Source organism: Variovorax sp. Root411 (assembly GCF_001425205.1).
In the GTDB taxonomy this organism is placed as follows: Bacteria; Pseudomonadota; Gammaproteobacteria; order Burkholderiales; family Burkholderiaceae_C; genus Variovorax.
The window spans coordinates 123038-149203 of record NZ_LMDW01000015.1; the positions used below are offsets into that span (position 1 = coordinate 123038).

Sequence of the window (26166 nt, forward strand, 5' to 3'; positions counted from 1 at the left end):
GCGCGTAGGCCGACCCCGCAAATGCTGCTACGAAAGGCGCCTCACGCCCGGCAGCTCGCAGGCATAGATCGCGTTGCGCAGCGCCGCGATCGCCTCGTAGCGCGTGAAGGTGCGCCGCCATGCGAGCACCACGCGGCGCGTGGGCGGGTCGCGGTCCTGCGCATCGCGCACCGGCAGGTAGCGCACCATCTGCTCAGGCTCCTTGCGGCCCTTGAGCTTGGGCTTGAGCGCATCGGCCGGCACCGACAGGCGCGGCACCAGCGTCACGCCCATGCCCGAGGCCACCATGTGCTTGATGGTCTCCAGCGATGAGCCTTCGAAGCTCTTGCGGATGCCCTCGGCGTTGCTGGAAAAGCGCGCGAACTCCGGGCACACCTCCAGCACGTGGTCGCGAAAGCAGTGGCCGGTGCCTAGCAGCAGCATGGTCTCGCTCTGCAGTTCTTCCGACGTGATCGATTCGCGGTCGGCCAACTTGTGCTTGTTGGGCAGCGCCGCCATGAAGGGCTCGTCATACAGCGGCGCCATCGCGAGGCCGGTGTCGGGAAAGGGCTCGGCCATGATGGCGCAGTCGATCTCGCCGGCGCGCAGCATCTCGAGCAGCTTGACGGTGAAGTTCTCCTGCAGCACCAGCGGCATCTGCGGCGTGCGCGCGATCACCTGACGCACGAGGTCGGGCAGCAGGTACGGCCCGATGGTGTAGATCACGCCCAAGTTCAGCGGGCCGGCCAGCGGGTCCTTGCCGCGCTTGGCGATCTCCTTGATGCTGGCCGCCTGGTCGAGCACGCTCTGCGCCTGCTGCACGATCTGCTCGCCCAGCGGAGTGACGGTCACTTCGCCGGCGCTGCGCTCGAAGAGCTTGACTTCAAGCTCGTCCTCGAGCTTCTTGATCGCGACCGACAGGGTCGGCTGGGAAACGTAGCAGGCCTCGGCCGCCTTGCCGAAGTGCCGTTCGCGGGCCACTGCGACGATGTATTTGAGTTCGGTGAGAGTCATAGCTTGCGTCAATTATGCGCAAGGGTTTGTGACCCGGCCGAGCGTGGGTGAGGACCTGCTAACAGAAAGTGGGATTTGCGAACAGAAAGTTGGCTTTGAAGCACTTTCGATTTGCCCTCTTTAACAGAAAGTTGGCGCGCAAAGGTGCAAGAGGAAGCAGTCGAGCGCCAAGCTCAATGGGCAAGACCCGTACACCTACCTCAAGGACGTCCTGACTCGCCTGCCCACCCACCAGGCCCGCGACATCTCGGAGCTACTGCACCACCGCTGGCTCCCAACAGCATCACTACTGGCGCAAGCGGCCGTTGCGGCGGCCTGAACGGGTGCCCGAGTTCGGCCACTTGTTGACGTTCACGGGGAGCCGTTTGCGGGCACCCCGCGGCTCGATGCCTCGGAGTTGCAAGTGAACTCCACGAGAGCTACCTCAAATCGTCGAGCGCTGGATCAACGTCCTCGGTGGGAAACGGAGCAGGGTTTGCCAAGTAGGCCTGGGACAGGCGCGCGAACTGCCCGCCATCTGTCGTGATGTCCGCCGACACACTGCTTCCCGGGCTGAACTCGATGGCGAAAACGCCGATCGCCGTGTACTGCGTCGGATGCGTGAGCATGTAGTGAACATGATTGTCCCGGTAGTGTCCCGGCGTGCCGCCGGGGGTGGCCGAGGGCACCCCCATCGGCGTTTGCCAAAACAGGATCGGCAGATTGCCGAGGATGCTGCGCACGGTGCTCCACTTGGCCAGCTCCTGGCTGTAGTTGGGCGTGGTGACGTTGTTCTCGTCCAAGTAGAAGGGCCCGTTACCGCGCCCCGCGCACTGGGCCACCGGCGATGCCATTTCGAAGCAGCCGGCGTCACGGTCGCTCGTCTGCGCCACGATGAAGTCGGCCTTGTCCGCACCGACCTTCGCCATGAAATTGGCCACGGTGGTGGCATCGCCTCCCCAGAAGGACGGCGGGAAGCCCAGCTTCGCCTTGGGCGCATACGTGCGGCCGAGGGTCAGCAGGCACCCAGCGATGCCTACGGCCGTATCCGGCTGGCCGGCGCACTCCGTGACCATGCTGACGCGCGCCGGCACCGTCGTCGGATCGCCGCCTGACTTGCCCTGCAGGAAGCCCCAGAAGTCAGGCTCGAGGTTGACCAGGGCGGGCTGGCCGGTGGCGCCGATCTTCTGGTACATCAGCTTTGTTTGCGCCCAGTAGGTCGTCATGAACGCCACGTCGTTGACCTCGATCATGTCGGCTTCGCCAGGCTGGGCCATCTGAAACAGCGTGAACATCGGCACGGCCCCCATCGCCTTGGCGGTGGCCGAGAAGTAAGTCACGTTGGCACCGTCCGGACTGTTCCAGGAGGGCCATGCGCCCGGGCCGACGCCTACGAGGTAGGTCTGGTAGATGTCTGGACGGATCTGCTGGCTCGTGATGTCCGAGACCTTGTTGGCGGCGCCGAGGCCAACGAGAAGCCGACTGGGCATGCCAAGAGCTGCGGTGATAGACGGAGACGGAGACGGAGACGGAGACGGCGCAGGCGCAGGCTCAGGTGCGGGCGCAGGTGCGGTTGTGCCTGCAACGAGCGCTGCTGTCGAAGTGCCTGACGACCCACCGCCACAAGCCGCGACCCATGTGCTCAGCAGGCTCATCGCGATGAGCCGCGCGCACTTCCAGTTGCGGGGGATCGTCGATGGAGCCGGCGACGATCGGTCGATGGACATCTCACTCATTATTTTTGTTATTTGTGACATTTTTGGTTAATTGCTTGTAATTGTGTAAATACAGCAAGAACCAAACCACTTAGATCGTCGCCGCACGACCGTGAAAAAGCGACAAGTTGCGTCGCCCTGATCGATGCGCCGGCAAGTTGAAACGCCGAGCGCCGACCGACGTGGTTCAACCAAGGGTTGCACGTCCAGGGGCCGAGGAGCTGGAAGGGCGGTGCCATGGCCGCGCCCGTCCATCGCGCATCGGGTTCACTACGGCTTGGAAACGAACAGCCCCAGTTCGGAAACAGCCGTGTAGGTGGGATCGCCGTTGTTGGCTGTGATGTTCAGCCGGTAGTAGCGATAGGAGCCCGGACTCGCGACCGCGTAGGTCTTCAGCTCGGCGCGCTTCTGGTCGCTTTGCGTGTCGAGCGTGGTCCAGGTGGCGCCGTCGTTGGAGGCCTGCAACTGCCAGTCCTTCGGATCGCGCGGGACCGGATTGGTGGTGCTGGTGACCGCATAACGCTGGACGCGCTCCGTATGGCCGAGGTCGTACTGCAGCCAGCCGGTCGTGCCGGAGTAGAACTATTGCGTCGCCGAGTTCTGGTCGAAGGCGCTTTCAGCGTTGCCGGAGTTGCTCGCGCTGTCGTTGGCGGTGCCACCGGTGGTGACATTCACCACCGAACGAGCCGGTGTGGCGCTGTCCGCAGGAGAACTACCGCTCGTTCCGGCGGAGTTGGTCGCCGTGATGGTGTAGTAGTAGGTCGTGCCATTGGTCACGGACGTGTCCGTGTAGCTGCTGCCGGTGACGCCTGATGCAATGGTCTCGTAGGGCCCGCCACTGAACTCGGAGCGGTTGACCGTGTAGCCGGTTGCCCCGAAGGACGCCTGCCATCGCAACGGGACGGCACCATCGCCCGGCGAGGCCAGCAGCATGGCGGGCGCCTCGGGGATGACGCTCAGCGCACCACCGTCGCCGCCGGTGATCTGCACGTTGCTGAAGGTGGAGCTGTTCAGGGTGCTGGCGACTGACGAGACCACCAGTCCGACATAGATCGTGTCGGGAACGGGAGCTACGATGCGGCCGACATTGGTGGCTGCCCAATTGGTGCCATCGGGAGAAACGTAGCCGGTGATGATGTTCCCGATGCGCTCGAGCTTCACCCAGTACGAGGGCGTGGAACTGGCGATGCCCATGGCTTTGTTTGCATAGTTCGAGCCACCATACACCGCGAGTCCCTGCATGTTCTGTTTGGCCTGGCCACTGCTGGCGATGGCCATCGAGGCGTGGGGAGCGTATGGCTCCAGGCTTGTTCGCATCATCACGCCCGCCACTGCGGCCGGACTGGTGTTCTGGACGGAATCGACTTTCGCGACGATGGCGCTGTTGCCGGTCAGGGCCTTGTAGACGAAGTGGGAAGCGTCTTGCGTGCCCCGGAAGATATCGTTGCCCGCTCCCTGAACCGTCCATTTGCCGTTGGCGTAGGTGGCCACGCCCGCCGGGGAGGCGCTCCCGATGTCCGCACTGCTGAACCCCGAGGTGATCGAGGCAGTGGAAGGAATGGGCAGCGCCGGCGGCGGCGTCGCCTTCGAGGTGTCGGTGTCCTTGAGGAACATGAAGCTGGTGCCATCCACCGGCATCCGGAGGCGCCTCTGCGCGATGAAGGGTGCCTGGAGACCCTTGCGGAGGACGTAGGCGCCGTAGATCTGCGTCAGCGCCACGCTTCCGCCATTGGCGCCGTCCCAGCCGCGATTGGTGACGTCGGTGAGGTAGTAGCGATCGGTGGTGCCGAAAGGAAGGGCTGTTGTTGGGACGAGCTCGTTCACCCTCGCGAAATACTCACCCGCGGCCAGCAGGCGATTGTCGAAATCGGAATAGATATCGATGCCCTGGCTCCAGAGCGCTTCGGCGAGCATGGTCAGTGACTTGAGCTGCCCATAGCCATGCCCTTGATCGCGCAGGTAGTCGCCAAGCATGCCGATGTCGTTGGAATTTCGCAGTCCGATGTGGGCGAGTGTGCGGGTCTGATAAACGACCCTGTCCAATGTCTCGATATCGTCGTTGTAGATCGCCATCAGTCCCAATGCGGTGAGGGCCAGGGCGCCCTTGTTGGCGGCGCCGAACTGGCTTTCGCCATAGGGGTTCGCCGCCGGCATCAGCACGTCCTTGAAGTACTTCTTGACGGTCGCGGTGTCGTCCTCCTTCCAGCCCGGCCATGTGGCGCGCAGGATTTCCGCGCCGCCCACGAACTGGAGCGCGTAGTCGCCCAGGTCGAGCATCGACTCGCGACCCGAGAACTCAGTCTGGGTGGTGGCCCACCCAAGCAGCAACTTGCTCGCATTCACCGCATATTGCTCGTTCCGGGTGAAGTACCACATCCGCGAGAGATTCGAGATCGCGACCATATCGGAGCGCCAAGCATTGAGATTCTCGTCGGGGGCGCGGCTCACCTTCGCGAATGGGCCACCACGCCCTGCGTAGCTGAGCCTGGACTCGGGACTGCCCGCCAGCTGGTTGTAGCCGGACTTCCATGGCTCCTTGCCCTGGTCGACGTAGGCCTTGAGCGTCGCGAGATCCGAGAGGGTGACCCCAACGCCTGGGTGCTTGATGACGCGGACCCCGGGGGTGTCTCCCGGCGCTGCGGGGATCTCGGGGGTGCCCCCCGTGGCGGCGGGAGTCTCCGGTGTGCCTCCCGCGACAGCGGGGACCTCTGGGGTGTCTCCCGTGGCAACGGGGGTCTCCGCAGCGCCTCCCGTCTGGGCACTTCCCGCATTGCCGCCACCGCAACCCGGGAGCGCGACCGAGTTCAAGACAAGCAACGCAACAGCAATAAGAGTTTTATCAAACATAGAAACTTTCTTAGTCAATGCGCGAAAAAGCCGCAGAACCCGGCGCGGGCCACCAGCTTTCCTCCAGGCGTTGATTTCATCGATAAGCCCGCAATCCGCCTTGAAGGCTTTTCGGCTCGCGAGGCAGGCAGATCCGGACATTCGTCCTAGAAGAGGAAGCGAGCACCGGAGTGTTGATTTCCCTCGATATGAATCCGCCTCTTTGCGAGCCAGATAGCTCAAGATATCGAAGGCTTTCGGCTTCTTTTGACGTTGGACTACCTGAACGAGGTTCGCCCTGTTGTGTTGGACCGGACGGTGTCGTTCAGGACCGGCCTTGAAGTTGAGGCGAAGAGGCTGGAGCAATCCTCTATTAAATTAACATTTTGACACAATGTTGAGGAAATAGCCGGCATCCGAATGCCTTTAAAAGTGATCGACTGAATCTCATTTTTGGAACAAAAGCCGCCCCCTCGGCGCTGGGGTGGTCCATATCAAATGAACTCGCCCTACGAGCAACTCAACGCCCAGCAGAAGGCGCTCTTCGAGGAGTCGGTGTACGCCGACATTTCTTTGCCCACTGTTTAGCGATGGTGGGATTCAAAATCTGGGAGGAAGGGGCGCTCGAACTCGGGCAGTTTCGAAAGCAGATGCGCAGCGCTCCTACGTACCAAGCTGATCGGCGCCCGCGTCAGCACCACTCAAAAATGCCAAGCCCTCTCCGGATTGACAAAGAAACTGCTTGGGTCCCGTTGCGATTCGGCATCTCCTGAAAAGGGGCAACCCTAGACTTATTCCCTCTCAACGCAGCGGGTGAACCCATGATATTCAAACCAAAATTTATCAGCTTCGATTGCTATGGAACGCTCATCAATTTCGAGATGGGCCCGACGGCAAAAGTCCTGTTCAAGGACCGCGTGCCGGTCGACCGGATGCCGGCGTTCCTGGACAGTTTTCGCGCCTATCGCCTTGACGAGGTACTGGGCGACTGGAAGCCGTTTTACGACGTGGTGGCGAATTCCATCCAGCGTGCCTGCAAAGCGCACGGTATCGAATATCTGGCATCGGATGCGGTCTCTCTGTACGACGCGGTGCCGACCTGGCAGCCTCATCCAAACGTGGTCGAGGTGCTGGAGGCGATCGCGCCGCACGTGCCGCTGGTGATCCTGTCGAACTCGATGGTCGACCTCATCCCTCGCAGCGTCGCGCACCTCAAGGCCCCTTTCCATGCGGTCTACACCGCCGAGGAAGCCCGCGCGTACAAGCCGCGCATGCAAGCCTTCGAATACATGTTCGACGAACTCGGCTGCGGGCCCGATCAGATGATGCATGTCTCGTCGAGCTTCCGGTATGACCTGATGACGGCGTCAGACCTGGGCTTCATGGCCAAGGCCTTCATCGACCGTGGTCACGAGCCCACGTCAAGCGAATATGGCGTGAGCCGCTTGACCGACGTTCGTCAGCTTCCTGCGCTGCTCGGACTCTGATGGCCAGCCTGCACCTCCACCCGGGGACCCGGGGGGTGCCCGAGGGGCGCCCGACCGAGGCCGCCGCGCTGAGCACCCCGGCGCCCGACCTGGCGCCGGCCGAGGTGCAGGCGCTGGTGGAACGCCTCTACGGCATCCATGGCGTGGTGAAGTCGCTGGCCGGCGAGCGCGACCAGAATTGCGCTGTGGAGTCCGCCGACGGCACGCGCTACGTGTTCAAGATCAGCAACCCCTCCGAGCCGGTATCGCTGGTCGACTTCCAGATCGCCGCCATCGAGCACGTCGCCCGCACATCGCCCGGCCAGCCTGTCCCCCGCGTCGTTCGGACTGTAGACGGCCGCGCACGTGAAACCGTGACGCTCGCCGACGGCGCCCGGACCACCGTGCGCATGCTCACTTACCTGGAGGGCATCCAGGTCCGGGAGACACAGCGCACCGCCGCACAGCGCGTGGCGATGGGCAAGGGTCTGGCCGAACTGAACCTTGCCCTGCAGGGCTTCACGCACCCTGCGGCCACGCACGACCTGCTGTGGAACGTGTCGGCCGCGCACCGACTGACCGTCCAACTCGACAGCCTGGTCGAAGGACCGCAACGTGCGCTGGCCCGATCGTTCATGACGCGCTTCATCAAGCATGTGCTGCCCCGCCTTGCGTCGGTGAGGGCGCAGGTGATCCACAACGACTATCACCTCTACAACGTGCTGGTCGCGCCGGACGATCAGGCGCGCATCACCGGCATCATCGATTTCGGCGACATGCTCCATGCGCCACTGGTCGGCGAGGTGGCGACGGCCGCCGCCTTCCACATGACCGGCAGCGCCGACCCGTTCGAAGGACCGGCGCAGTTCGTCGGCGCCTACCAGGCCGTCCTGCCATTGACCGAGCCGGAGCAGGACATCGTCGCCGACCTCATGGCGACACGCCACCTCATCACGGCATTGATCTCGGAGTGGCGCGCCCTGCGCTATCCCGAAAACCGCAGCTACATCATGCGCCACAACCCCGCGGCGTGGGAGGCACTGTCACAGATGGCAGACCTCTCGCGCCATGAAGCGCGCGACCGCTTATTGACGCCATCACGACGAAACGGAAGCTCCCCATGAAAGCCACTGCTGACCTCAACATGGTCAACGCCTACATCCCCGGCCGCGCCAACGTCGGCCCCGTCACCGAGGCAATGATCGAGCGGCGCAATGCGCTGCTTGGCCCGGCCTACCGGCTGATGTACGAACACCCGCTGCACATCGTGCGCGGTGACGGTGTGTGGTTGATGGACCCGGAAGGCCGCCGATACCTCGACGTCTACAACAATGTCACCTCGCTCGGTCACTGCCACCCCGCAGTGACCGAGGCGATCTGCCGCCAGGTGCAGACGCTTGCGACCAATACGCGATACCTCCACGACACCATCCTCGAGCTGGCGGAGCGCCTGCTCGCCAGCGTGCCCGGCACGGACCTCGCCCACCTGATGCTGACCTGCACCGGCAGCGAGGCCAACGACCTGGCCTATCGCATCGCCAAGGTACGCACCGGCGGCACGGGTGTGATCGTCACCGACACGGCCTACCACGGCATCACCGACGCGGTGTCGCAGTTCTCGCCATCGCTCGGCGTGAGCGTCGCCCTTGGTCCGCACGTTCGCCTGGTGTCGGCGCCGCGCCTGTACCACGCCGAAGGCACCGACCTTGGCGAGCGCTTCACGCGCGACGTCGAGGCGGCTATCGCCGATCTGCAGCGCCACGGCATCAAGCCGGCGGCCTTGATCGTCGATTCGCTTTTCACCAGCGACGGCATCCTGCCCGGGCCTGCGGGCTTCCTGAAGGGAGCGGTCGAGGCGATCAAGCGCGCTGGCGGCCTGTTCATCGCCGACGAAGTGCAGCCCGGCTTCGGCCGCACGGGCGAGCACATGTGGGGCTTCCAGCGCCACAGCCTCGTTCCTGACATCGTCACCATGGGCAAGCCGATGGGCAACGGCCAGCCGATCGCGGGCCTCCTCGCGACAGCCGATGCCCTGGCGGAATTCGGCAAGAACTCCCGCTACTTCAACACCTTCGCCGGCAACACGGTCTCATGCGCGGCTGCCTTGGCAGTGCTGGAGACCATCGAGCGGAGCCAGCTGGTGCCGCACGCAGCCAAGGTCGGCAAGGTGCTGCTCGACGGCATCGTCGGGCTCGGCGCGAAGCACGAGGCCATCGGCGACGTTCGGGGGGCAGGGCTTTTCGTCGGCGTCGAGCTCGTATCGGATCGGACGACGCGGGCGCCGGACCGCGGCCTTGCCAGCCAGGTGGTCAACCTGATGCGCGACAAGGGCGTGCTGCTCAGCGCCTGCGCCCAGGGGCACAACGTGCTGAAGATCCGCCCGCCGCTGGTGCTCTCGGCTGAGCAGGCCGGTATGGTTGTCGAGGCGCTCGACGAATCGCTCACCCAGGCGAAGCGCGGGTCGCCTGGCTCGAGTTGACGGTACGATCACTTCATGAGATCAGCAGTTTCGTTCGACCGGTTCGACCTCAAGATCCTGGTGCATCTCCAGCGCGAGGGGCGCTGCTCGAACGTCGATCTGGCCGAGTCCATAGGCCTCAGCCCCAGCCCGTGTCTCATGCGCACCAGGCGGCTGGAGGAGACTGGGCTGATCCGCGGCTACAGCGCCGACATCGCGCTGGAAAAGCTGGGGGACCACGTCATCGTGTTCTCGGAGGTCACCCTCGGCAGCCACCGACCGGATGATTTCCGCAGATTCGAGGAAGCCGCCGCGAAGTACGAGGAGATCGTCGAGTGCTACAACGTCAGCGGCGGCTATGACTACCTGCTGAAGATCGTGGCGCCCGGCGTCGGCTATTTTCAGGCTCTGATGGAAAAGATGCTGGAAGACGATATCGGCATCGAGCGCTTCGCCAGCCGCATCGTCCTGCGTCAGTCGCTGGGCCGGCGCGGGTATCCGCTGCGCATCATTGCGACCCAGAAACGGTGGGATTGACGGTTGCGGGCCAACCTATTCAGCGCGCCGATAGATCTCGGCGAGGTCGCACAGGTCCCAGTTTCCGCCGGTCAGAACCACACAGACTTTTTCGTCTGGCCGGACCTTCACTCCGCCGGCCAGCAGGGCGCCGATGCCGATGGAGGCCGCAGGTTCCGCGATCAGCTTCGCATCCTTGGCCAGCGCGCGCATGCCCGCAATGATGTGTTCGTCATCCACGAGAACGATCTCGTCCACATACTTCTCGATGATGGGGTAGGGGTTCTGCCCCGGAACACTGATTCGCAAACCATCCGCAATGGTGTTCTTCAGCGGGAGCGATGTGCGTTCCTGGTTGATCCGGCTGTGAGAGTACTTGGGTGTCAGGGCAGGTTCGGCGCCGACCACGCGCACCGAGGGCCTGGTTTCCTTGATGGCGGTGGCGATCCCGGAAATGAGGCCGCCGCCACCCATGGGAATGATGACCGTGTCGACATCGTCCAGGTCTTCCAGGATTTCGCAGCCAATGGTTCCCTGGCCGGCCATGACCAAAGGATCCTCAAAGGCGTGCACAACCGCGTAGTGGTTTTCTTCGGCGATTTCATACACCTTTTTCCATCGAGCGGCGGTATCGCCATCAAACAGAACCACTTCTGCACCGAGTGCCTTCGTATTCTCGATCTTGATTTTGGGCGTGGTCACCGGCACGACCAGGATCGCCTTCACACCCAGCATCCGGGCGGCATAGGCAAGCCCTTGCGCATGGTTGCCCGAAGAGGTGGCGATGATGCCCTTGGCGATCTCGTTCCTTGGAAGCGACAGCGATTTGTTCAGGGCGCCCCGAATCTTGAAGGCGCCGGTGATTTGCAGCATTTCCGGCTTCAGGTAGACATGGCATCCCAGGGCGCTCTCCATCTTTTCCGCGCGCAACAACGGCGTGTGCCTGATGTGCGGTTTCAGCCGTGCCCGGGCTTCGTGAATGTCCTCCAGGGTGGGATGTTCGAGCATGGCCGTCATTGAAAAAACCCAAAGGTAGTGCCAGTGTTGCTCGCGATGGCGTTCCGATAGATCCTGCTCGACGTGGTGTTGTCCTGTATGGCCATGCCCGTAGAGTCGAAGATGGTGATCTCTTCGTCGTTTTCTCTGCCTGGCTTATGGCCCAGCAGGATCTCACCAATTTCTGCGTGGATGTCTGCCTGGGTGATGATGTTGTGATGAAGCGGGTGCCAGGTTTCACCCTTTTCGATGCACTGCGCCATGGAGTCGTTGACGATCCTGGCATTCCTGAAAATCTCCGGCTCCAGCTCCTGCTTGCCTTGCGTGTCCGTGCCGATGGCGACGATGTGCGTGCCGGGTTTGACCCAATCGGCCTCCACCAGCGAGCCCTTTCCTCGAGTCGTGGTTACGAGGATGTCCGCCTGTTCGACCGCCTCCCTTTTGGAGTGGGCCATGATCACTGGAATGCCGAACTCGCTTTCGATGTCCGCCTTGTATCGGGACAGTGTCTCGGGGTGGTTGTCCCACGCGTGAATCTCCTCGATCTTCATCACCTCATGGATCGCACGGATCTGCATGCGGGCCTGATTGCCGGTGCCGATCGAGGTGACTTTTCTTGCGTTCTTTCTGGCCAGCACTTTCACTGAAACGGCTCCTGCCGCCCCGGTTCGCAGGCCGGTGATCAGGCTTCCGTCCATGACGCACACCAGGGCGCAGCTTCTGGCGTCGAACAGAAGAATGGTGCCCATGCCGCTGGGCACGCCGTGCTCCGTCGGGTTGTTCGGGAACCCACCGGATGAGGCTTTCATGGAGATCACCTCGTTGGTTTTGTAGTAACCCAGCTTGAAGTCGATTTCGCCGCGTGGCGCCGGAAGATGGATATCGATATAGCCAGGCTGCACCACCTGCTGGCTGCTGAAGGCTTTGTATGCCTCTTCCACCGTCTCTATGACTTCCTTCATGGAAATCAGTTGGCTGACTTCCTGTTTGTTCAACAGCAGTGTTTTCATGGCAAAAAGGTCGCCCGGAGGGGGGTGAGAAAGGATGACTGATGCTAGGCATTAAGGTCCAGCATTTGTGCCCATAAGCCCCCCCCAGACCGCAGCAAATTGCAAAACCAAGAGGCTCCGCAGACGATGCCTGCATGCCCACGCGGATGCCGCGTGCGAGAAGCTCCACACGCGCGGCCAGCCGTAGCCCCGCGTGTCCTCGGCATGGATCCTTGATGTGCACCGGCAGCGCCGCCCGCGTGTCGATCGCTTCGGGACGACTACCGAGCTCTGCAACCCACTTTCTGTTAGCAGCTCCTACCAGATCTATTGCGGCAGTGCGCCCGCCGGGCGCTCCAGCCATTTCATCGACAACCTGTCCAGTTCGCCGTTCTTCTTCGCCTCGTCGATGATGCCGTTCACCTTTAGCCGCAACGAATCTTCGCCCTTGGCCACGCCAATGTAGTTCGGGCTCTCTTTCAGCAGCAGCTTGTAGGTGATGCCAAGCGATGGATTGCTGGTCACGACGGAGTTCGCGACGGATGCCCCCGTGGCGATCAATTGGGCCTGTCCGGAAACGAAGGCCGCGACGGTTCTGGTGTTGTCGTCGAAGCGCCTGATGTCGGCACCCGCTGGCGCAACCTTGTTGAGTTCCTGGTCTTCGACCGAGCCGCGTGTGACAGCGATCGACTTCCCCGACAGGTCGGCGAAGCTCTTGATGTTCAAGGCCTTCGCTCCGAAGATGGCTTGATAGAAAGGCGAATACGCTGCGGCAAAGTCGATCTGCTTCTCGCGGTCCGGGTTCTTGCCCAAGGTGGCGATGACCAATGCAGCTTTTCTTTTCTGCAGATACGGAATGCGATTGGCACTGGTCACGGGTATCAGGTCGACCTCCACGCCGAGCTTGGCCCCGATGTAGTTGGCCATGTCGATGTCCAGGCCATGCATCTTGAAGTCCCGGTCCATGGATCCATAAGGCGGGAAATCAGGAGGTACCCCGATTGCGATCTTCTTGTTCTTCAGGATGGTGTCCAACGCGCTTTGCGCATGGACTGCGCCGGTTGCCATGAGACCGCTGAGCGCGAGTCCCAGAACGATTTGCAATCTGCTGAATTTCATGATTCCTGAACAAAGAAGAGTAGTTGTGGGTTTGATCTCGAGCGCACGCTTGGCCGCCAAAAGGCCGTGCCAGCCCCGAGCCGCATGAATCATGCCAGTGGTATACAAGGCTCATGCACCCATCTCGAAAACAAATGTGGTGCGCAAGATGCAAGTCGCCCCGATTCGGGGATGAGCGCCCCATATTGGGGGCATCCGAAGAGACTGCTTCGCGACGCTGGTGCGCAACAGCGTCCTGGTGCTTATTTGCCAGAAGCGGGTCGAGCATTCCAGCTTGTAGCCTGCGCAAGGCTCGAGGCCATCCGCCGCCCATCTCGCGCCGCTGGCTCGGCGTGTTCCTTGTTCTGCGCCAAGCCCTCGGCCGCTTCACCACCATCTGCAGCCGGCACCCGGAAACGCGACGCATACGCCCACGCAGCGCCGCGCCGATGCAGGGCGAACGCCCTCACGCCTTGATGGCGTCGCGGTCCTTGGCCGCGAGGGACCGCGGCCGCATGTCGGTCCAGTTCGCCTCGATGAAAGCGCTGCAGGCCGCCCGGTCGGTCGCGGCCAGCGCGATCTCCCAGCCGGCAGGCACTGCAATGAAGCTCGGCCACAGCGAGTGCTGTCCTTCTTCATTGACCAGCACGAGGAAGGTGGCGTTCTTGTCGTCAAACGGATTGCTCATCGTCGATTTCCTTGCGGGGGTTCAAGCCATTTCCACGGACGCGGGCGCAGCCTTGTGCAGCGCCGCGAGGGCCGCGGTGATTTCACCCAGCGCGTGGTGGCGCGCGAAGTCTTCGCGCAGCGCGCCGGCACGCTGGCGGTACGCCGGTTCGCTCAACAGCCTGCGCACCGCGTCGCCGATCTGGCGCGCAGCCGGCTGGCCGTTGCCGAGGTTGATGCCGGCGCCCGACCAGGCCACGCGCGCCGCGATCTCGGGCTTTTCCTCGGTGGCGCCGGCCACCGCCAGCGGCACGCCGAGGCTCAGCGCATGGTTGACCGAGCCGTAGCCGCCGTTGGTCACCATCGCATGCACCTTGGGCAGCAGGCGGTCGTAAGGCAGGAACGGCAGCACGCGGGCATTGGCCGGTATGGCCATGCCCAGCGCGGCCGGGAGCGGGCCGCCGGTGGTGGCGATGACCTGGATGCCCTTCGCGCCGGCCAGCGCTTGCAGCGTAGGGCCGATCAGCTGCGCCGGATTCTGGTTGGCCAGCGTGCCCTGCGTGACCAGCACGACCGAGCGGCCATCGTCCAGCTCATGCCACCAGTCGGGCGGCGTGAAGTCGCGGCTGGCGGGCGCGAGCAGCGGGCCGACGAAACGCACCGAGGCGGGCAGGTCGCTGCGCGGGTATTCGAAGGACGCGGCCGTCAGCTGCAGGTAGAGATCCGGCAGCCTGACCATGGCGTCGATGAAGAAATCCGGCAGCGCCGGCAAGCCCGCGCATGTCAGCAGCGCATCGAAGTAGCGCTGCACCTCGCCGAACATCGCCTGCTTGAGGTTGGCGTTCATCGTCCGGTTGCGCACGCGCCCTTCCGGCGTGGACGACGGCGGCAGCGCGGTGCCGAAAAAGGCCGTGTCGCAGCTGGACAGCGGCAGCGCCGAGATGCCGATGGCCACGACCGCCGGGCGCTGCTCGCGCGGCCCGAGCAGCATCGGGAAGGTGCCGCAGAACATCGTGTCGACCACGATGGCGTCGGCCTCGAAGTTCTCCAAAATCGCGCGCAGGCCGGCGCATTGCGCGGCCATGGCGTCGGCGAAGAAGTGCTTGAGGCCGAAGCACATTTGCGCATGAGCCGACGGCAGGCGCTGGCGCTGCGGGAAACGCTGGTCGAGCTCGCGATGATCGAAATCGATCGCGGCTTCGAAGGCCGTGAACGTCGCGCCGGTGGCCTCGGCCTGCGCCCTGAACCGGCTCGCGGTGTGCACCCGCACCTCGTGCCCGAGGCCCACCAAGTGCTGGGCGATGGCCAGCATCGGCAGCACGTGCCCCGGCAAGGCGGTTGCGGCGATGAGATAGCGTGCCATGTCGCTCCTCCTAGGACGTGCTGGTTTCCAGGGCCCGGCGCGCCTTCGTGTCGATGCCGAGGTCGACGAAGTAGCGCTGCAGCAGCTCGCGGTCGACCGGCCGGATTGCGGCGCCGATGGCTTCGAGCTGCGCATGCGTGGCCGCGCCGCTGACCTGCGGCGGCGTGGCCGAGGTGTCGTAGCGGTCGAGGATGGCCAGCACCGCCGCAAGGTCGCGGTCCTGCCCGATGGCGAGCCGAGCGTGCGCGCGTTCCAGCCAGGGCTCGAGCCCCACCGGTTCGAGCCGCATGCCGAGCCGCTCGAACACCGGCGGAATGTCGCGCACCCGCAGCGGCGCCTGGCTCATCAGGTGGAACACCTGGCCCCACGAAGCCTGCTGGGCCGCGAGGCCGAGGATGGCGCGCGCCACGTCGTCGACCGGCGTCAGGTTGAGCGGCAGGTCCATGTCGGGAATCGCTTCCAGGTCGGCATAGAGATGCGCCACGCGCCAGATCAGGTCGTCGGCGTTGCAGATCGCATGCGTGTGGTCGCCGGTGACGGCGCCCAGCCGGTAGATGGCCACCGGCATGCCGCGCGCCTGCGCCTCGCGGGCCAGCGCGTCGCCCACCCACTTGCTCTGGCTGTAGCCGTCGACGAGCCCGCGCCACGAGGCCAGCGCCGACTGTTCGGTGACGGTGCCGTCCTTGCCGTTGTCCTGGTCGATCACCGCCAGCGTCGAGACGTAGTGCAGGCTCTTGGAGCGGCCCTGCGAGGTCCATTCGAGCAGCGTGACCAAGCTGTCGACGTTGGCGGGCTTCAGGCTCGCGTAGGGATGCAGGAAGTCGACCTGCGCGGCGCAGTGGTAGATGGCGTCGCAGCCGTCGCGCACGAGTTGCACGGCGCTGTCATCGAGGCCGAGCCGCGGTTGGCCGAGGTCGCCGGTCACGACCTTGATGCGCGCGTCGTCCCAGATCGCGCCGAGCTGGCGCTGGGCCAGCGTGAGCTGCAGGCGGCGCCTGCCCGCCTCCTCGTCGGCGGCGCGCACGTGGCAGACCACGCAGGCCGATGTGTCGCGCAGCAGCGCGGCCAGCAGGTGGCCGCCGACGAAGCCGCTGGCGCCGGTCAGGAACACCCGCTTCGCATCCAGCGGCGGCGCAGCATCCTGCCTGCGGATGTGCGCGGGCAGGTCGAGCTCGCGCGACAGGTCGAGCGCCTCGGCCGCGCCGGCGGTGTTGTCGAGCCATGCGGCAAGTTCGGCGATCGACGGACGGTTGTAGACCTCGGCGTGCGGAAAATCCGCGCGCACCTGCTGGCGGATGCGCATGCCGAGCTGGATGGCCATCAGCGAATGCCCGCCGAGTTCGAAGAAGTTGTCGTGGATGCCGACGCGCTCCAGCTGCAGCGTTTCGGCCCAGAGCGCGGCCAGCTGCCGTTCGGTGGGCGTGCGGGGTTCGGCATACGGCGCGGACGCCTGCTGCTCGGGCACCGGCAGCGCCTTGCGGTCGAGCTTGCCGCTCTGCGTCAGCGGCAGGAATGGCAGGTGAACGAAGGCCGAGGGCACCATGTAGTCGGGCAGGGCCTGCGCCACGTGGGCGCGCAGCTCGGCCGGCTGCGGATCGGCCGCGGCGACCACGTAGGCCACGAGGCGCTTCTCGCCCACCACGTCCTCGCGGGCGACCACGGCCGCCTGCGTCACCTGCGGATGACGCAGCAGCACCGACTCGATCTCGCCCGGCTCGATGCGGAAGCCGCGGATCTTCACCTGCTGGTCGGCACGGCCCAGGAAATCGAGGCTGCCGTCATTGCGCCAGCGCACCAGGTCGCCGCTGCGGTACATGCGGCTGCCGGGTTCGCCGAAGGGGTTGGCGATGAAACGCTCGGCGCTGAGCAGCGGACGGTTCAGGTAGCCGCGCGCCAGCCCGCTGCCGGCGATGTAGAGCTCGCCCGCGACACCAGGCGGCACCGGCTGCAGGCTGTCGTCGAGCACGTACAGGCGCGTGTTCCAGACCGGCCGGCCGATGGACGGCGGCTCTTCGGCATTCATCGGCGCGCTCATGCTCGCGCAGATGGTGATCTCCGTCGGGCCATACGCGTTGATCATGCGGCGGCCTTGCGACCAGCGCGCCGCCAGCGCGGCGGGGCAGGCATCGCCGCCCACCACCAGCGTTTGCAGGTGCGGGAATTCGCCGTGCGGCAAGGTGGCCAGCGCGGCGGGCGGAATCAGCGCATGGCTCACGGCCTGCCTGTGGAGCAGGTCGGCCAGCTCCGGGCCCAGCAGCTGCTGCGCCCCCGGCAGCACCAGCGCGGCGCCAGCGTGGAACGCCATCAGCAGGTCCATCACCGAAGCGTCGAAGCCGCTGGAGGAGAACTGCAGCACGCGCGAGTCGGGGCCGATGGCGAAGCGCTGCGCCATCGACGCGCCGAGGCTGCCCAGGCCCGCATGCGGCACCACCACGCCCTTGGGCAGCCCGGTGGAGCCGGAGGTGTAGATGATGTACGCGGCATCCTGCGGATCGACCGCTCGCGCCTGCACCGGCGCGGCGTCTGGCTGGATCGCCAGCGCAGCGACCGTCCCGTCGCTGTCGAGCGCCAGGCCATACGGAATGCCGGCGAGTTCCGGCAGCAGCGCAGCGTGGGTCAGCACGCAGGCGGGTGCCGCCTCCTCGAACACGAAGGCGCTGCGCCCGGTCATGTGGTTCGGGTCGATGGGCAGGTAGGCCGCGCCGACCTTGACGATGGCCAGGTGCGCCACGACGAGGTCGAGCGAGCGCGGCAGCACCGTCGCGACGATGGCGCCGGCACCGATGCCCCGCCCGCGCAGCAGGTGCGCGAGCCGGTTGGCCCGTGCATCGAGCACGGCATAGCTGATCGTCGCGTCGTCGAGCATCACCGCCGCCGCATGCGGACGCTCGGCCGCGTGCGACGCCACCATGGCGGCCAGCGAAAGCGGCGCGATGTCTCGCGTGCTGCCGCTCCAGTCGGACAGCAGGCGCCGGTGTTCTTCGGCGCTCAGGATGTCCAGGCTGCCCAGCGCTGTGTCGGGCGCATCGCAGGCCTGCTCCAGCAGGCGCACCAGCCGCTGCGCGATGGCTTCGACGGTGCTGCGCTCGAACAGGTCGGTGCTGTACTGGATGCCGCCGGCAATGCCGCCCGGCAAGCCGTCGGCGCCGCGCTGCTCGTCGAGGATGAAGGACAGGTCGAACTTCGCCGTGTCGACCGCTACCGGCTGCGGCGTGATCGACAGGCCGGGCAGGCTGAAGGACAGCCGGTTGCTGCCCTGCTGGAATCCCAGCATGACCTGGAACAGCGGCAGGGTGGCGCCCGAGCGCTGCGGGCGCAGCAGCTCCACGATGCGGTCGTACGGGAACTCCTGGTTCGCGTACGCGGCGAGGTTGGTGGCGCGCACCCGCGCGATCAGCTCGCGCAGCCCCGGCTGCCCCGAGGCATCGGTGCGCAGCACCAGCGCATTGACGAAGCAGCCGATCAGGTCGTCCAGCGCGTGGTCGCTGCGGCCGGCGACCGGCGTGCCGATGACGATGTCGTCTCCCGCGCCCAGCCGGTTCAGCAGGCCCGCGAGCCCCGCCTGCAGCACCATGAAGACGCTGGCCTGGCCGTCGCGCGCCAGCTGCAGCATGCGCTCGTGCACATGCGGCGGGATCTGCATCGGCACCACATCGCCGTGGTAGCTGGGAACGGCCGGGTGCGGGCGGTCGACGGGCAGGCTCAGCCGCTCGGGCAGATCGCGCAAGGTCTCGCGCCAGAACTCGCGCTGGCGGCCGGCCATGCTGTCGGCGTCGTCCTCGCTGCCGAGCAGTTCCTGCTGCCACAGCGCGTAGTCGGCGTACTGCAGCGGCAGCGGCGTCCAGTCCGGCGCCTTGCCTTCGCTGCGCGCGGCGTAGGCAATGCTCAGGTCGCGCGCCAGCGGCAGCAGCGACGCGCCATCGCCAACGATGTGGTGCGTGAGCAGCAGCAGCACATGCTCGTCGGCGGCGAGCCTGAACAGGTGGGGGCGCAGGGGAGCGGTGCTGCCGAGGTCGAAGCCGCAATGGGCCGCGGCGTGCAGCTGGGCGGCGATCTCTTCTTCGCTGCTGTCGGCTTCGAACAGCACGGCGCGTGCCTGCGCTGCGTCGAGGATGTGCTGGTACGGCAGCCCGTCCTCGTTCGGATAGATGGTGCGCAGGCTTTCATGGCGCTGCACCAGGTCGTCGAGCGCCGCCTGCAGCGCGGCGCGGTCGAGCACGCCCGACAGCCGCAGGGCCAGCGGCATGTTGTAGGCCGGGTTCGCGTTCTCGAGCTGGTTCATCAGCCACAGGCGGCGCTGCGCGAAAGACAGCGGAATGCGCGCCGGGCGCGGCATCGGCACGAGGCTGGGCCGCGCGCCAGAGGCCTGGTCCAGCATCTCCGCGAGGCCGGCGATGGTGGAGACCTGGAACAGCGTGTCCAGCGGCAGGTCGATCATGAACTGCTGCCGGATCATCGAGACCAGCTGCACGATCATCAGCGAGTGCCCGCCGAGCTCGAAGAAGTTGTCGTGAATGCCGACGCGCGGCAGATGCAGGGTCTCGGCCCAGAGCCCCGCCAGGATTCTTTCGGTGGGCGTGCGCGGCGCGGCGTAGGGCGTGGCCGCCTGCAGCTCGGGCGCCGGCAGCGCCTTGCGGTCGAGCTTGCCGCTCGGGCCGAGCGGCAGGGCCGGCAGGCTGACGAAGGCCGAGGGCACCATGTACTCAGGCAGGGCCTGTGCGAGGTGGGTGCGCAGCTCCACTGCCTGCAGATCGGCCGCATCCGCCGCCACGACGTAGGCCACGAGGCGCTTCTCGCCCGGCACGTCCTCGCGCGCCACCACGGCCGCCTGCGCGACCTGCGGATGCTGCAGCAGCACCGATTCGATCTCGCCCGGCTCGATGCGCAGGCCGCGGATCTTCACCTGCTGGTCGGCGCGGCCGAGGAAATCGAGACTGCCGTCGCTGCGCCAGCGCGCGAGGTCGCCGCTGCGGTACATGCGGCTGCCGGGTTCGCCATAGGGGTTGGCAACGAAGCGCTCGGCGCTCAACAGCGGGCGGTTCAGGTAGCCGCGCGCCAGGCCAATGCCCGCGATGTACAGCTCGCCGGTGGTGCCGGGCGGCACCGGCTGCAGGCCGCTATCGAGCACGTGCATCTGCGTGTTCCAGATCGGCCGCCCGATGGGCACGCTCTTCGACGACGGCTCATCTTCGGGCCTGCGCGGGCATTCCCATGAAGTGACGTCGACGGCAGCCTCGGTCGGTCCGTAGAGGTTGTGCAGTTCGCACGACAGGCGCTGCTGGAACTGCGACTGGAGCGCGGGCGACAAGGCCTCGCCGCTGCAGATCACGCGTCGCAGCGTAGTGCAGGCCGAAGCGGCCGGCTCGAGCAGGAAGACCTCCAGCATCGACGGCACGAAGTGGATGGTGGTGATGGCCTCATCCGCGATCAGCGCCGCGAGATACGCCGCGTCCTTGTGGCCGCCCGGCTTCGCCAGCACCAGCGCGGCACCGTCGATCAGCGGCCAGAAGAATTCCCACACCGACACGTCGAAGCTCGACGGCGTCTTCTGCAGCACGCGGTCGTCGGCCTGCAGGCCGTAGCGGTCCTGCATCCAGCGCAGGCGGTTGACGATGGCGCGGTGCGACACGACCGCGCCCTTCGGCTTGCCGGTGGAGCCGGAGGTGTAGATCACATAGGCGGGATGCGAGGGATCGATGGCGATGCCGGGATCGGTGTCGGCACAAGTCCCCAGTTCCGCAAACGTTTGCGCTACATCGAGCAGCAATTTCGGGGCGTCGGCCGGCAGCGACTCCGCAAGTGCCGCGGTCGTCACCAGGCACACCGGCCGTGCGTCGCCGAGCATGAAGGCGATGCGGTCCTGCGGAAAGTCCGGGTCCACCGGCAGGTAGGCGGCGCCGGTCTTCAGCGTGGCCAGCAAGGCCACCATCAGCTCCATCGAACGCGCAATGGCCAGCGCCACGGTGCGCTCCGGGCCCGCGCCACGCACGCGCAGCAGATGCGCGAGCCGGTTGGCGCGTCGGTTCAGCTCGTCGTTGCGCATCGCCTCGCCCTCGAAGCGCAGCGCGATGCCTTGCGGGTTGGCGGCGAGCTGCGCCTCGATCAGCGCGGCGAGATTCGTGTCGGGCACCGCGCGGGCCGTGTCGTTCCACGTCACCAGCAGCTGCTCGCGCTCGCCGGCCTGCAGCAGGTCGATCTGGCCGATGGCCTGGTCGGGCTGATGGATCACGGCCGCCATGAAGGCCAGCAGCCGGCGCTGGTGATCGGCCAGCGCCTGCGCTGTGTGCACCGCCGGGTTGGCGTCGAAGTCGATCTGAAGGTCCTGCCCGTTGCCGCGCTCGTACAGGAAGATGCCCAGGTCCTCGGCCGTGCCGTTGGACAGGTTGCGCGGCTTGGCAGCATGCCCCGCAAAACGGAAGTCGTAGTCGAAGGGCTCGACGTTGACCACCGTGGTGAACAGCTGCCGGTTGTTCACGAGCATGTTCAGGTCGCTGCGCAGATGCTCGTAGCGGTAGGACTGGTGCCGCAGGATCTGCCGCATCTGCCGCCCGACCTCGTGGATCAGTTCCGGCACCGGCAGGTCCGGGCGCATCGCGAGCCGCAGCGGCAATGCGTTCGCCACCATCGCCGGCACGCGCCGCATGCGGTCGTTGTGGCGCGCCGTGACCGGAATGCCGATCACCATGTCCTCGATGCCGGTGGCGCGGTACAGATAGGCCGCGGTGGTGGCGATCAGGATCTGCGGCAGCGTGGTGCCCAGTTGCTGCGCGATGCCCTGCAAGGCCCGCACGCTCGCGGCCGGCAGGTACGCGGTCTGCCGCAGCAGGCCGCCGACGTTGACCGAGCGCTGCGAGGCGAGGCTCAGCGGATCGGGCGCATCGCCGAAGCGTTCCGTCCAGTACTGGCGGTCGCGCGGAAAGCGGCCGGACTCGCGATAGGCCTTTTCTTCCTCGGCCAGCTGCGAAATGGGCGCGAGGCGCGAAGCCTCGGGCACGTCGGTGCCGGCGATGCGTGCGCTGTAGATATCCGCGAAACGGCGCGCGATCAGCCCGCCGCCGAAACCGTCCAGCACGATGTGATGGCTGCGGTGGTACCAGATGTGGCGTTCGGGCGCGATGCGGATCAGCGCGGACAGCCACAGCGGCCCTTCCGCCAGGTCGATGTTGCGGCTGAAGTCGGACTGCATCCAGGCCTGCGCCGAAGCGGCCGGTTCTTCATCGCCGCTGAAGTCCAGGTAAGGAATCTCGTGCGTGAATACCGGCGCGACGACTTGGCGCGCTCCCTGCGCGGTGTCGATGAAGCGCAGGCGCGTGACCTCGGCTTCCTGCGTCACCTGCTGCATGGCCGCCATGAAGACGGCGGGGTCGATCCAGCCTTCGATGTCGATGGCTTCGGCGAGGTTGAAGTTGGTGTCGGGCGAGGCGAACTTCGCGCCGAGCCACATGGCCATCTGGCCGGAAGTGAGGGGAGATGCATCGCCCAGGGGATCGACCGTGCTCATGAACTTCTCCACGTCTTGAATGAATCGGCAGCGTTAACTCCGAATCAATGTACAAGCCGTTTCAACAATTTCTGAGACGGTTTTCCGGGTAAAAACATGTCGCACGAGGCATTGAGCGCGAAAGATTTCATCGGGAAGTAATCACCCGATTCGCGCTTTCTGGAATCCGAACCCTTTCGTCGTAGAGCAAGAAAAAAGCGCCACGAAAGCATGTTGCGATGCAACAACTGCGTCAGCGGCGAGTAGGGTTTTCATCTCTGCCCAAGCCGGCTCGCGGTGTCAGTCGATGGTTGCAATGGCGGCGCCAGCGGCCACGTAGCCGCCCGCAGCGACCGAGAAAGCGATGCGCCCCGCCCGGTGCGCAAGCACCTGCATTTCCATCTTCATCGCCTCCATCACGGCGATGACGCTGCCCGCCGCAACCTCGTCGCCATCGGCCACCTTCCAGCCCTGCACCGTGCCCGATACCGGCGCAGCCACGGCGGCGGCGTCTGCCACTGCTGGTTCTGCCATGGCGATGCCCGGGCCGCCGGCAACGGCTGACGACAGACCACTCAACAGCACGGCCGGCAGGCCCAGCGACAACCGGCGCCCATCCACTTCGATCGTCGTGCGCAGCAGCGCCGTGTCGGGCATCGGGTCGGGCCGCATCGCCGCAGCCTCGCCGTTCGCGAAGTCGGTCTCGATCCATCGCGTGTGCACCTTGAAGGCATCGCCCGACACGAAGTCGGGGTGCGCCATCACGGCGCGGTGGAACGGCAGCACCGTGGGCAGGCCCTCGATGCGGAACTCCTTCAGCGCGCGCCGCGCCCGCGCGATGGCCTGCTCGCGCGTGGCTCCGGTAACGATCAGCTTGGCCATCAGCGAATCGAAGGTGCCCGGCACCTGCGAGCCGGCATCGACGCCGGCATCCACGCGCACGCCCGGGCCCGAGGGCGCGTCGAAGACCTTGACCGGCCCCGGCGACGGCAGGAAGCCACGCCCCACGTCTTCGGCATTGATGCGGAACTCGAAGGCATGGCCGCGCGGCGCGGGCGTCTGCGTGATCGACAAGGGCAGCCCCTCGGCAATGCGCAACTGCTCGATCACAAGGTCGATGCCCGTGGTTTCCTCGGTCACCGGATGCTCGACCTGCAGCCGCGTGTTCACTTCGAGGAAAGAGATCGCACCGCTCGCGCTCAGCATGAACTCGACCGTGCCGGCGCCCGTGTAGCCGGCCTCCGCGCAGATGTCGCGCGCCGACTGGTGGATGCGTTCGCGCTGCGCGTCGCTGAGGAAAGGCGCGGGTGCCTCTTCCACCAGCTTCTGGTTGCGCCGCTGCAGCGAGCAGTCGCGCGTGCCGAGCACCACCACGTTGCCGTGCGTGTCGGCCAGCACCTGCGCCTCGACGTGGCGCGGCCGGTCGAGGAACTGCTCGACATAGCACTCGCCGCGGCCGAAGGCCGTCACCGCCTCGCGCACCGCCGATTCGTAGAGGCCTTCCACCTCGTCGAGCCGCCACGCCACCTTGATGCCGCGGCCGCCGCCGCCGAACGCGGCCTTGATCGCGACCGGCAGGCCGTGCTTTTCCGCGAACGCGAGCACCTCGCCCGCGTTGCCCACCGGATCGGCCGTGCCCGCGACCAGCGGCGCGCCGACCTTCATCGCAAGCTTGCGGGCCTGCACCTTGTCGCCCAGCATCGCGATGGCGGCCGGCGACGGGCCGATCCAGGTGAGGCCGGCGTCGATGACGGCCTGCGCGAACGCCGCGCTCTCGGAGAGAAAGCCGTAGCCCGGGTGCACCGCGTCGGCGCCGCTGCGCGCGGCCACCGCAAGCAGCTTGGCGATGTTCAGGTAGGTGTCGGCCGGGCGGTCGCCGCTCAGGCCGTAGGCCTCGTCGGCCATGCGCACGTGCAGCGCATTCAGGTCGGCATCGGCGTACACCGCGACCGACTGCACGCCGTGGTCGGCACAGGCGCGCGCGATGCGCACGGCGATTTCGCCGCGGTTGGCGATCAGGAGTTTTTTCATCGGAGAGCTTTCACGAGACGATGGGCGCGGCCATCGGGTTGAAGCGGACGCGGGCGTTGATGGGGATCTGCCCCGCGCGGTCCAGGTGATGGGTGGCGACGGAGGCGATCACGGGATAGCCGCCGGTCAGCGGATGGTCGGCCATGAACAGCACGGGCTGGCCGCTGGGCGGCACCTGGATCGCGCCGCGCGCCGTGCCCTCGCTGGGCAGCTCGGCGTGGTTGATGCGTGCCAGCGGCTCTTCGCCGGCGAGGCGGATGCCCACTCGGTTGGACTGCGGCGTGACAGCCCACGACTGGCTGCACAGAAGCGCGAGCGCATCGGCCGTGAACCAGTCGGCGCGCGGGCCAGGCACGATGTCGAGCACGACTTCTTCCTGCACGGTGGGCAAATCTGTCGGCGGTGTTTCAGGTGCGCCGACCACGGCACCCGCGGCCACCGCGCGCACGGGCAGCAGGTCGCCCGCGGCGATGGTGGCCGGGCCGATACGGGCCAGCGTGTCGGTCGAGAGGCTGCCGAGCACCGGCGCGATGTCGAAGCCGCCGCGCACGGCCAGGTAGCTGCGGATGCCGGCGCACGGCTCGCCCAGCGCCAGCATGTCGCCGTCGACCAGCGCGATGGGTTGGTAGCGCGGCAGCGGCCATTTCGCGCCGTCGGCACGGGTCAGCGTGACGGGCCCGTCGGCGCCCGTGATGGCCACCACCGCTTCGCCACGGCAGGCGAACCGGAAGCCGCCATGGGCGATCTCCACGCAGGCCGTGTCCGATGCGTTGCCGACCAGCCGGTTGGCGGCCTGCAATGCACGCTGGTCCATCGCACCGGAAGCGGACACGCCCTGCCGGGCCTGGCCAGGGCGGCCGCCGTCCTGCAGCAGCGCCTGGAGGCCCGCCGCGCGAATCTCCAAGGCGCAGCCGCCTTCCACTGCGGCAGGCTGCGAAGGCGCGGGCGCCGCGGCCACAGGCTCGTCCCTCGGTTGCGCCGCGGCATCCACGAAGCGCACCGTGTCGCCCGGCTGCAGCAGCGCGGGCGTCTCGCGCGACAGGTCCCACATCGGCGCATCGGTGACGCCGATGATCTGCCAGCCGCCGGGACTGGCCTGCGGATAGACGCCGCTGAAGCTGCCCGCAAGGCCGACCGCGCCCGCAGGAATGCGCGTGCGCGGCACCGGGCGACGCGGCACGTTCAGGCTCGGGTGGCCGCCCGACAGGTAGGCGAAGCCCGGCGCGAAACCGGTGAAGGCGACCGTGTAGTCGCTGCCCGTGTGGCGGCGCACGACTTCCTCGGGCGAGATGCCGAGCAGGCCGGCCACTTCGGCCAGGTCTTCGCCCTCGTAGCGCACGGGAATCTCGATGCGCTTGTCGATGCGTGTCTCGCGCGCGTCGAGACTGCGCTGCCCGACCCGCCGCACGAGTTCGTCAGCCGCAATCGCGGCCGGACGGAAAGTGATCAGCAGCGTGCGTGCGGCGGGCACCAGTTCTTCGACCCCGGCGACAGGCTCGGCGCGCAGCGAGGCCAGCAGCGCGAGGGTTTGCGGCAGGTCGTCGAGCTCGACCAGCACCGCATTCAGGTTGACGGGCAGGAAGCGCATCG

General features: G+C 66.2%; 15 protein-coding genes and 2 pseudogenes. 5 read left to right on the forward strand and 12 right to left on the reverse strand.

All coding sequences use genetic code 11. From position 1 onward, the window contains the following. Positions 1 to 27: 27 nt before the first annotated feature. Positions 28 to 993, reverse strand: coding sequence for a LysR substrate-binding domain-containing protein (locus tag ASC92_RS14705; RefSeq protein ID WP_056516720.1), 966 nt, complete (start codon positions 991 to 993; stop codon positions 28 to 30). Positions 994 to 1156: 163 nt separating this feature from the next. Here ASC92_RS14705 and ASC92_RS28070 point away from each other — a divergent pair. Beyond that, positions 1157 to 1312, forward strand: a pseudogene (locus ASC92_RS28070) (transposase domain-containing protein); the annotation flags it as partial. 100 nt (positions 1313 to 1412) lie between these two features. On the opposite strand, the gene ASC92_RS14710 reads toward ASC92_RS28070, so the two are convergent. The 3 genes and pseudogenes from ASC92_RS14710 to ASC92_RS14715 form a co-directional block, all read right to left on the reverse strand. After that, positions 1413 to 2462 (reverse strand): hypothetical protein, encoded by a 1050-nt coding sequence (locus ASC92_RS14710; protein WP_056516722.1) that lies wholly within the window; start codon positions 2460 to 2462, stop codon positions 1413 to 1415. Between the two features lie 495 nt (positions 2463 to 2957). After that, positions 2958 to 3248: pseudogene (locus ASC92_RS29315) on the reverse strand (discoidin domain-containing protein); the annotation flags it as partial. A 21-nt stretch (positions 3249 to 3269) separates the two neighbouring features. Further along, positions 3270 to 5675, reverse strand: coding sequence for an alginate lyase family protein (locus ASC92_RS14715; protein ID WP_235505838.1), 2406 nt, complete (start codon positions 5673 to 5675; stop codon positions 3270 to 3272). Between the two features lie 659 nt (positions 5676 to 6334). Between ASC92_RS14715 and ASC92_RS14720 the strand changes: the two genes are divergently transcribed. From ASC92_RS14720 to ASC92_RS14735, 4 genes are read left to right on the forward strand one after another with little or no spacing between them, the layout of a single operon-like run. Continuing rightward, on the forward strand, positions 6335 to 7000 hold the full coding sequence (locus ASC92_RS14720; protein ID WP_056516725.1) for a haloacid dehalogenase type II: 666 nt from the start codon (positions 6335 to 6337) through the stop codon (positions 6998 to 7000). Then, the gene (locus ASC92_RS14725) at positions 7000 to 8103 is read left to right on the forward strand and encodes a phosphotransferase (RefSeq protein ID WP_200935990.1); all 1104 of its coding nucleotides are present in this window, start codon (positions 7000 to 7002) and stop codon (positions 8101 to 8103) included. The genes ASC92_RS14720 and ASC92_RS14725 overlap by 1 nt, the downstream gene beginning before the upstream one ends. Further along, complete coding sequence (locus tag ASC92_RS14730) at positions 8100 to 9458, forward strand: aspartate aminotransferase family protein (protein WP_056516732.1); 1359 nt, start codon at positions 8100 to 8102, stop codon at positions 9456 to 9458. Before ASC92_RS14725 ends, ASC92_RS14730 begins: the two co-directional genes overlap by 4 nt. 15 nt (positions 9459 to 9473) lie before the next feature. Beyond that, positions 9474 to 9974, forward strand: coding sequence for an Lrp/AsnC family transcriptional regulator (locus tag ASC92_RS14735; RefSeq protein ID WP_056516735.1), 501 nt, complete (start codon positions 9474 to 9476; stop codon positions 9972 to 9974). 15 nt (positions 9975 to 9989) lie between these two features. On the opposite strand, the gene ASC92_RS14740 is transcribed toward ASC92_RS14735, so the two are convergent. The 8 genes from ASC92_RS14740 to pxpB all read right to left on the reverse strand — a co-directional run bounded on the left by ASC92_RS14740 (position 9990) and on the right by pxpB (position 26164). Beyond that, complete coding sequence (locus ASC92_RS14740) at positions 9990 to 10961, reverse strand: threonine/serine dehydratase (RefSeq protein WP_056517818.1); 972 nt, start codon at positions 10959 to 10961, stop codon at positions 9990 to 9992. Positions 10962 to 10966: 5 nt separating this feature from the next. After that, positions 10967 to 11959 carry an ornithine cyclodeaminase family protein gene (locus ASC92_RS14745; RefSeq protein ID WP_056516738.1) on the reverse strand — a complete coding sequence of 331 codons (993 nt, stop codon included), beginning with the start codon at positions 11957 to 11959 and terminating at the stop codon, positions 10967 to 10969. A gap of 306 nt (positions 11960 to 12265) precedes the next feature. Continuing rightward, positions 12266 to 13057: a transporter substrate-binding domain-containing protein gene (locus tag ASC92_RS14750; protein WP_056516740.1), complete on the reverse strand. Its 792-nt coding sequence runs from the start codon at positions 13055 to 13057 to the stop codon at positions 12266 to 12268. Between the two features lie 445 nt (positions 13058 to 13502). Then, positions 13503 to 13724: an MbtH family protein gene (locus ASC92_RS14755; RefSeq protein ID WP_056516743.1), complete on the reverse strand. Its 222-nt coding sequence runs from the start codon at positions 13722 to 13724 to the stop codon at positions 13503 to 13505. A gap of 21 nt (positions 13725 to 13745) precedes the next feature. Further along, entirely contained in the window at positions 13746 to 15065 is a 1320-nt protein-coding gene (locus ASC92_RS14760) for a glycosyltransferase (protein ID WP_056516745.1), read from the reverse strand. 10 nt (positions 15066 to 15075) lie between these two features. Next, complete coding sequence (locus ASC92_RS14765; RefSeq protein ID WP_056517820.1) at positions 15076 to 22566, reverse strand: non-ribosomal peptide synthetase; 7491 nt, start codon at positions 22564 to 22566, stop codon at positions 15076 to 15078. A 279-nt stretch (positions 22567 to 22845) separates the two neighbouring features. Then, on the reverse strand, positions 22846 to 24576 hold the full coding sequence (locus tag ASC92_RS14770; RefSeq protein WP_056516748.1) for an acetyl/propionyl/methylcrotonyl-CoA carboxylase subunit alpha: 1731 nt from the start codon (positions 24574 to 24576) through the stop codon (positions 22846 to 22848). 10 nt (positions 24577 to 24586) lie between these two features. Beyond that, the gene (gene pxpB, locus ASC92_RS14775) at positions 24587 to 26164 is read right to left on the reverse strand and encodes a 5-oxoprolinase subunit PxpB (protein ID WP_056517822.1); all 1578 of its coding nucleotides are present in this window, start codon (positions 26162 to 26164) and stop codon (positions 24587 to 24589) included. Positions 26165 to 26166 lie beyond the last annotated feature (2 nt).

Bases quoted from the DNA above. Each gene is read 5' to 3' on its own strand.
- ASC92_RS14720 (WP_056516725.1), top strand. From the start codon at position 6,335: ATGATATTCAAACCAAAATTTATCAGCTTCGATTGCTATGGAACGCTC.
- pxpB (WP_056517822.1), bottom strand. From the start codon at position 26,164: ATGCGCTTCCTGCCCGTCAACCTGAATGCGGTGCTGGTCGAGCTCGAC.
- ASC92_RS14770 (WP_056516748.1), bottom strand. From the start codon at position 24,576: ATGAAAAAACTCCTGATCGCCAACCGCGGCGAAATCGCCGTGCGCATC.
- ASC92_RS14750 (WP_056516740.1), bottom strand. From the start codon at position 13,057: ATGAAATTCAGCAGATTGCAAATCGTTCTGGGACTCGCGCTCAGCGGT.
- ASC92_RS14715 (WP_235505838.1), bottom strand. From the start codon at position 5,675: ATGTCCGGATCTGCCTGCCTCGCGAGCCGAAAAGCCTTCAAGGCGGAT.
- ASC92_RS14735 (WP_056516735.1), top strand. From the start codon at position 9,474: ATGAGATCAGCAGTTTCGTTCGACCGGTTCGACCTCAAGATCCTGGTG.
- ASC92_RS14705 (WP_056516720.1), bottom strand. From the start codon at position 993: ATGACTCTCACCGAACTCAAATACATCGTCGCAGTGGCCCGCGAACGG.
- ASC92_RS14730 (WP_056516732.1), top strand. From the start codon at position 8,100: ATGAAAGCCACTGCTGACCTCAACATGGTCAACGCCTACATCCCCGGC.
- ASC92_RS14710 (WP_056516722.1), bottom strand. From the start codon at position 2,462: ATGCCCAGTCGGCTTCTCGTTGGCCTCGGCGCCGCCAACAAGGTCTCG.
- ASC92_RS14760 (WP_056516745.1), bottom strand. From the start codon at position 15,065: ATGGCACGCTATCTCATCGCCGCAACCGCCTTGCCGGGGCACGTGCTG.
- ASC92_RS14745 (WP_056516738.1), bottom strand. From the start codon at position 11,959: ATGAAAACACTGCTGTTGAACAAACAGGAAGTCAGCCAACTGATTTCC.
- ASC92_RS14765 (WP_056517820.1), bottom strand. From the start codon at position 22,566: ATGAGCACGGTCGATCCCCTGGGCGATGCATCTCCCCTCACTTCCGGC.
- ASC92_RS14755 (WP_056516743.1), bottom strand. From the start codon at position 13,724: ATGAGCAATCCGTTTGACGACAAGAACGCCACCTTCCTCGTGCTGGTC.
- ASC92_RS14725 (WP_200935990.1), top strand. From the start codon at position 7,000: ATGGCCAGCCTGCACCTCCACCCGGGGACCCGGGGGGTGCCCGAGGGG.
- ASC92_RS14740 (WP_056517818.1), bottom strand. From the start codon at position 10,961: ATGCTCGAACATCCCACCCTGGAGGACATTCACGAAGCCCGGGCACGG.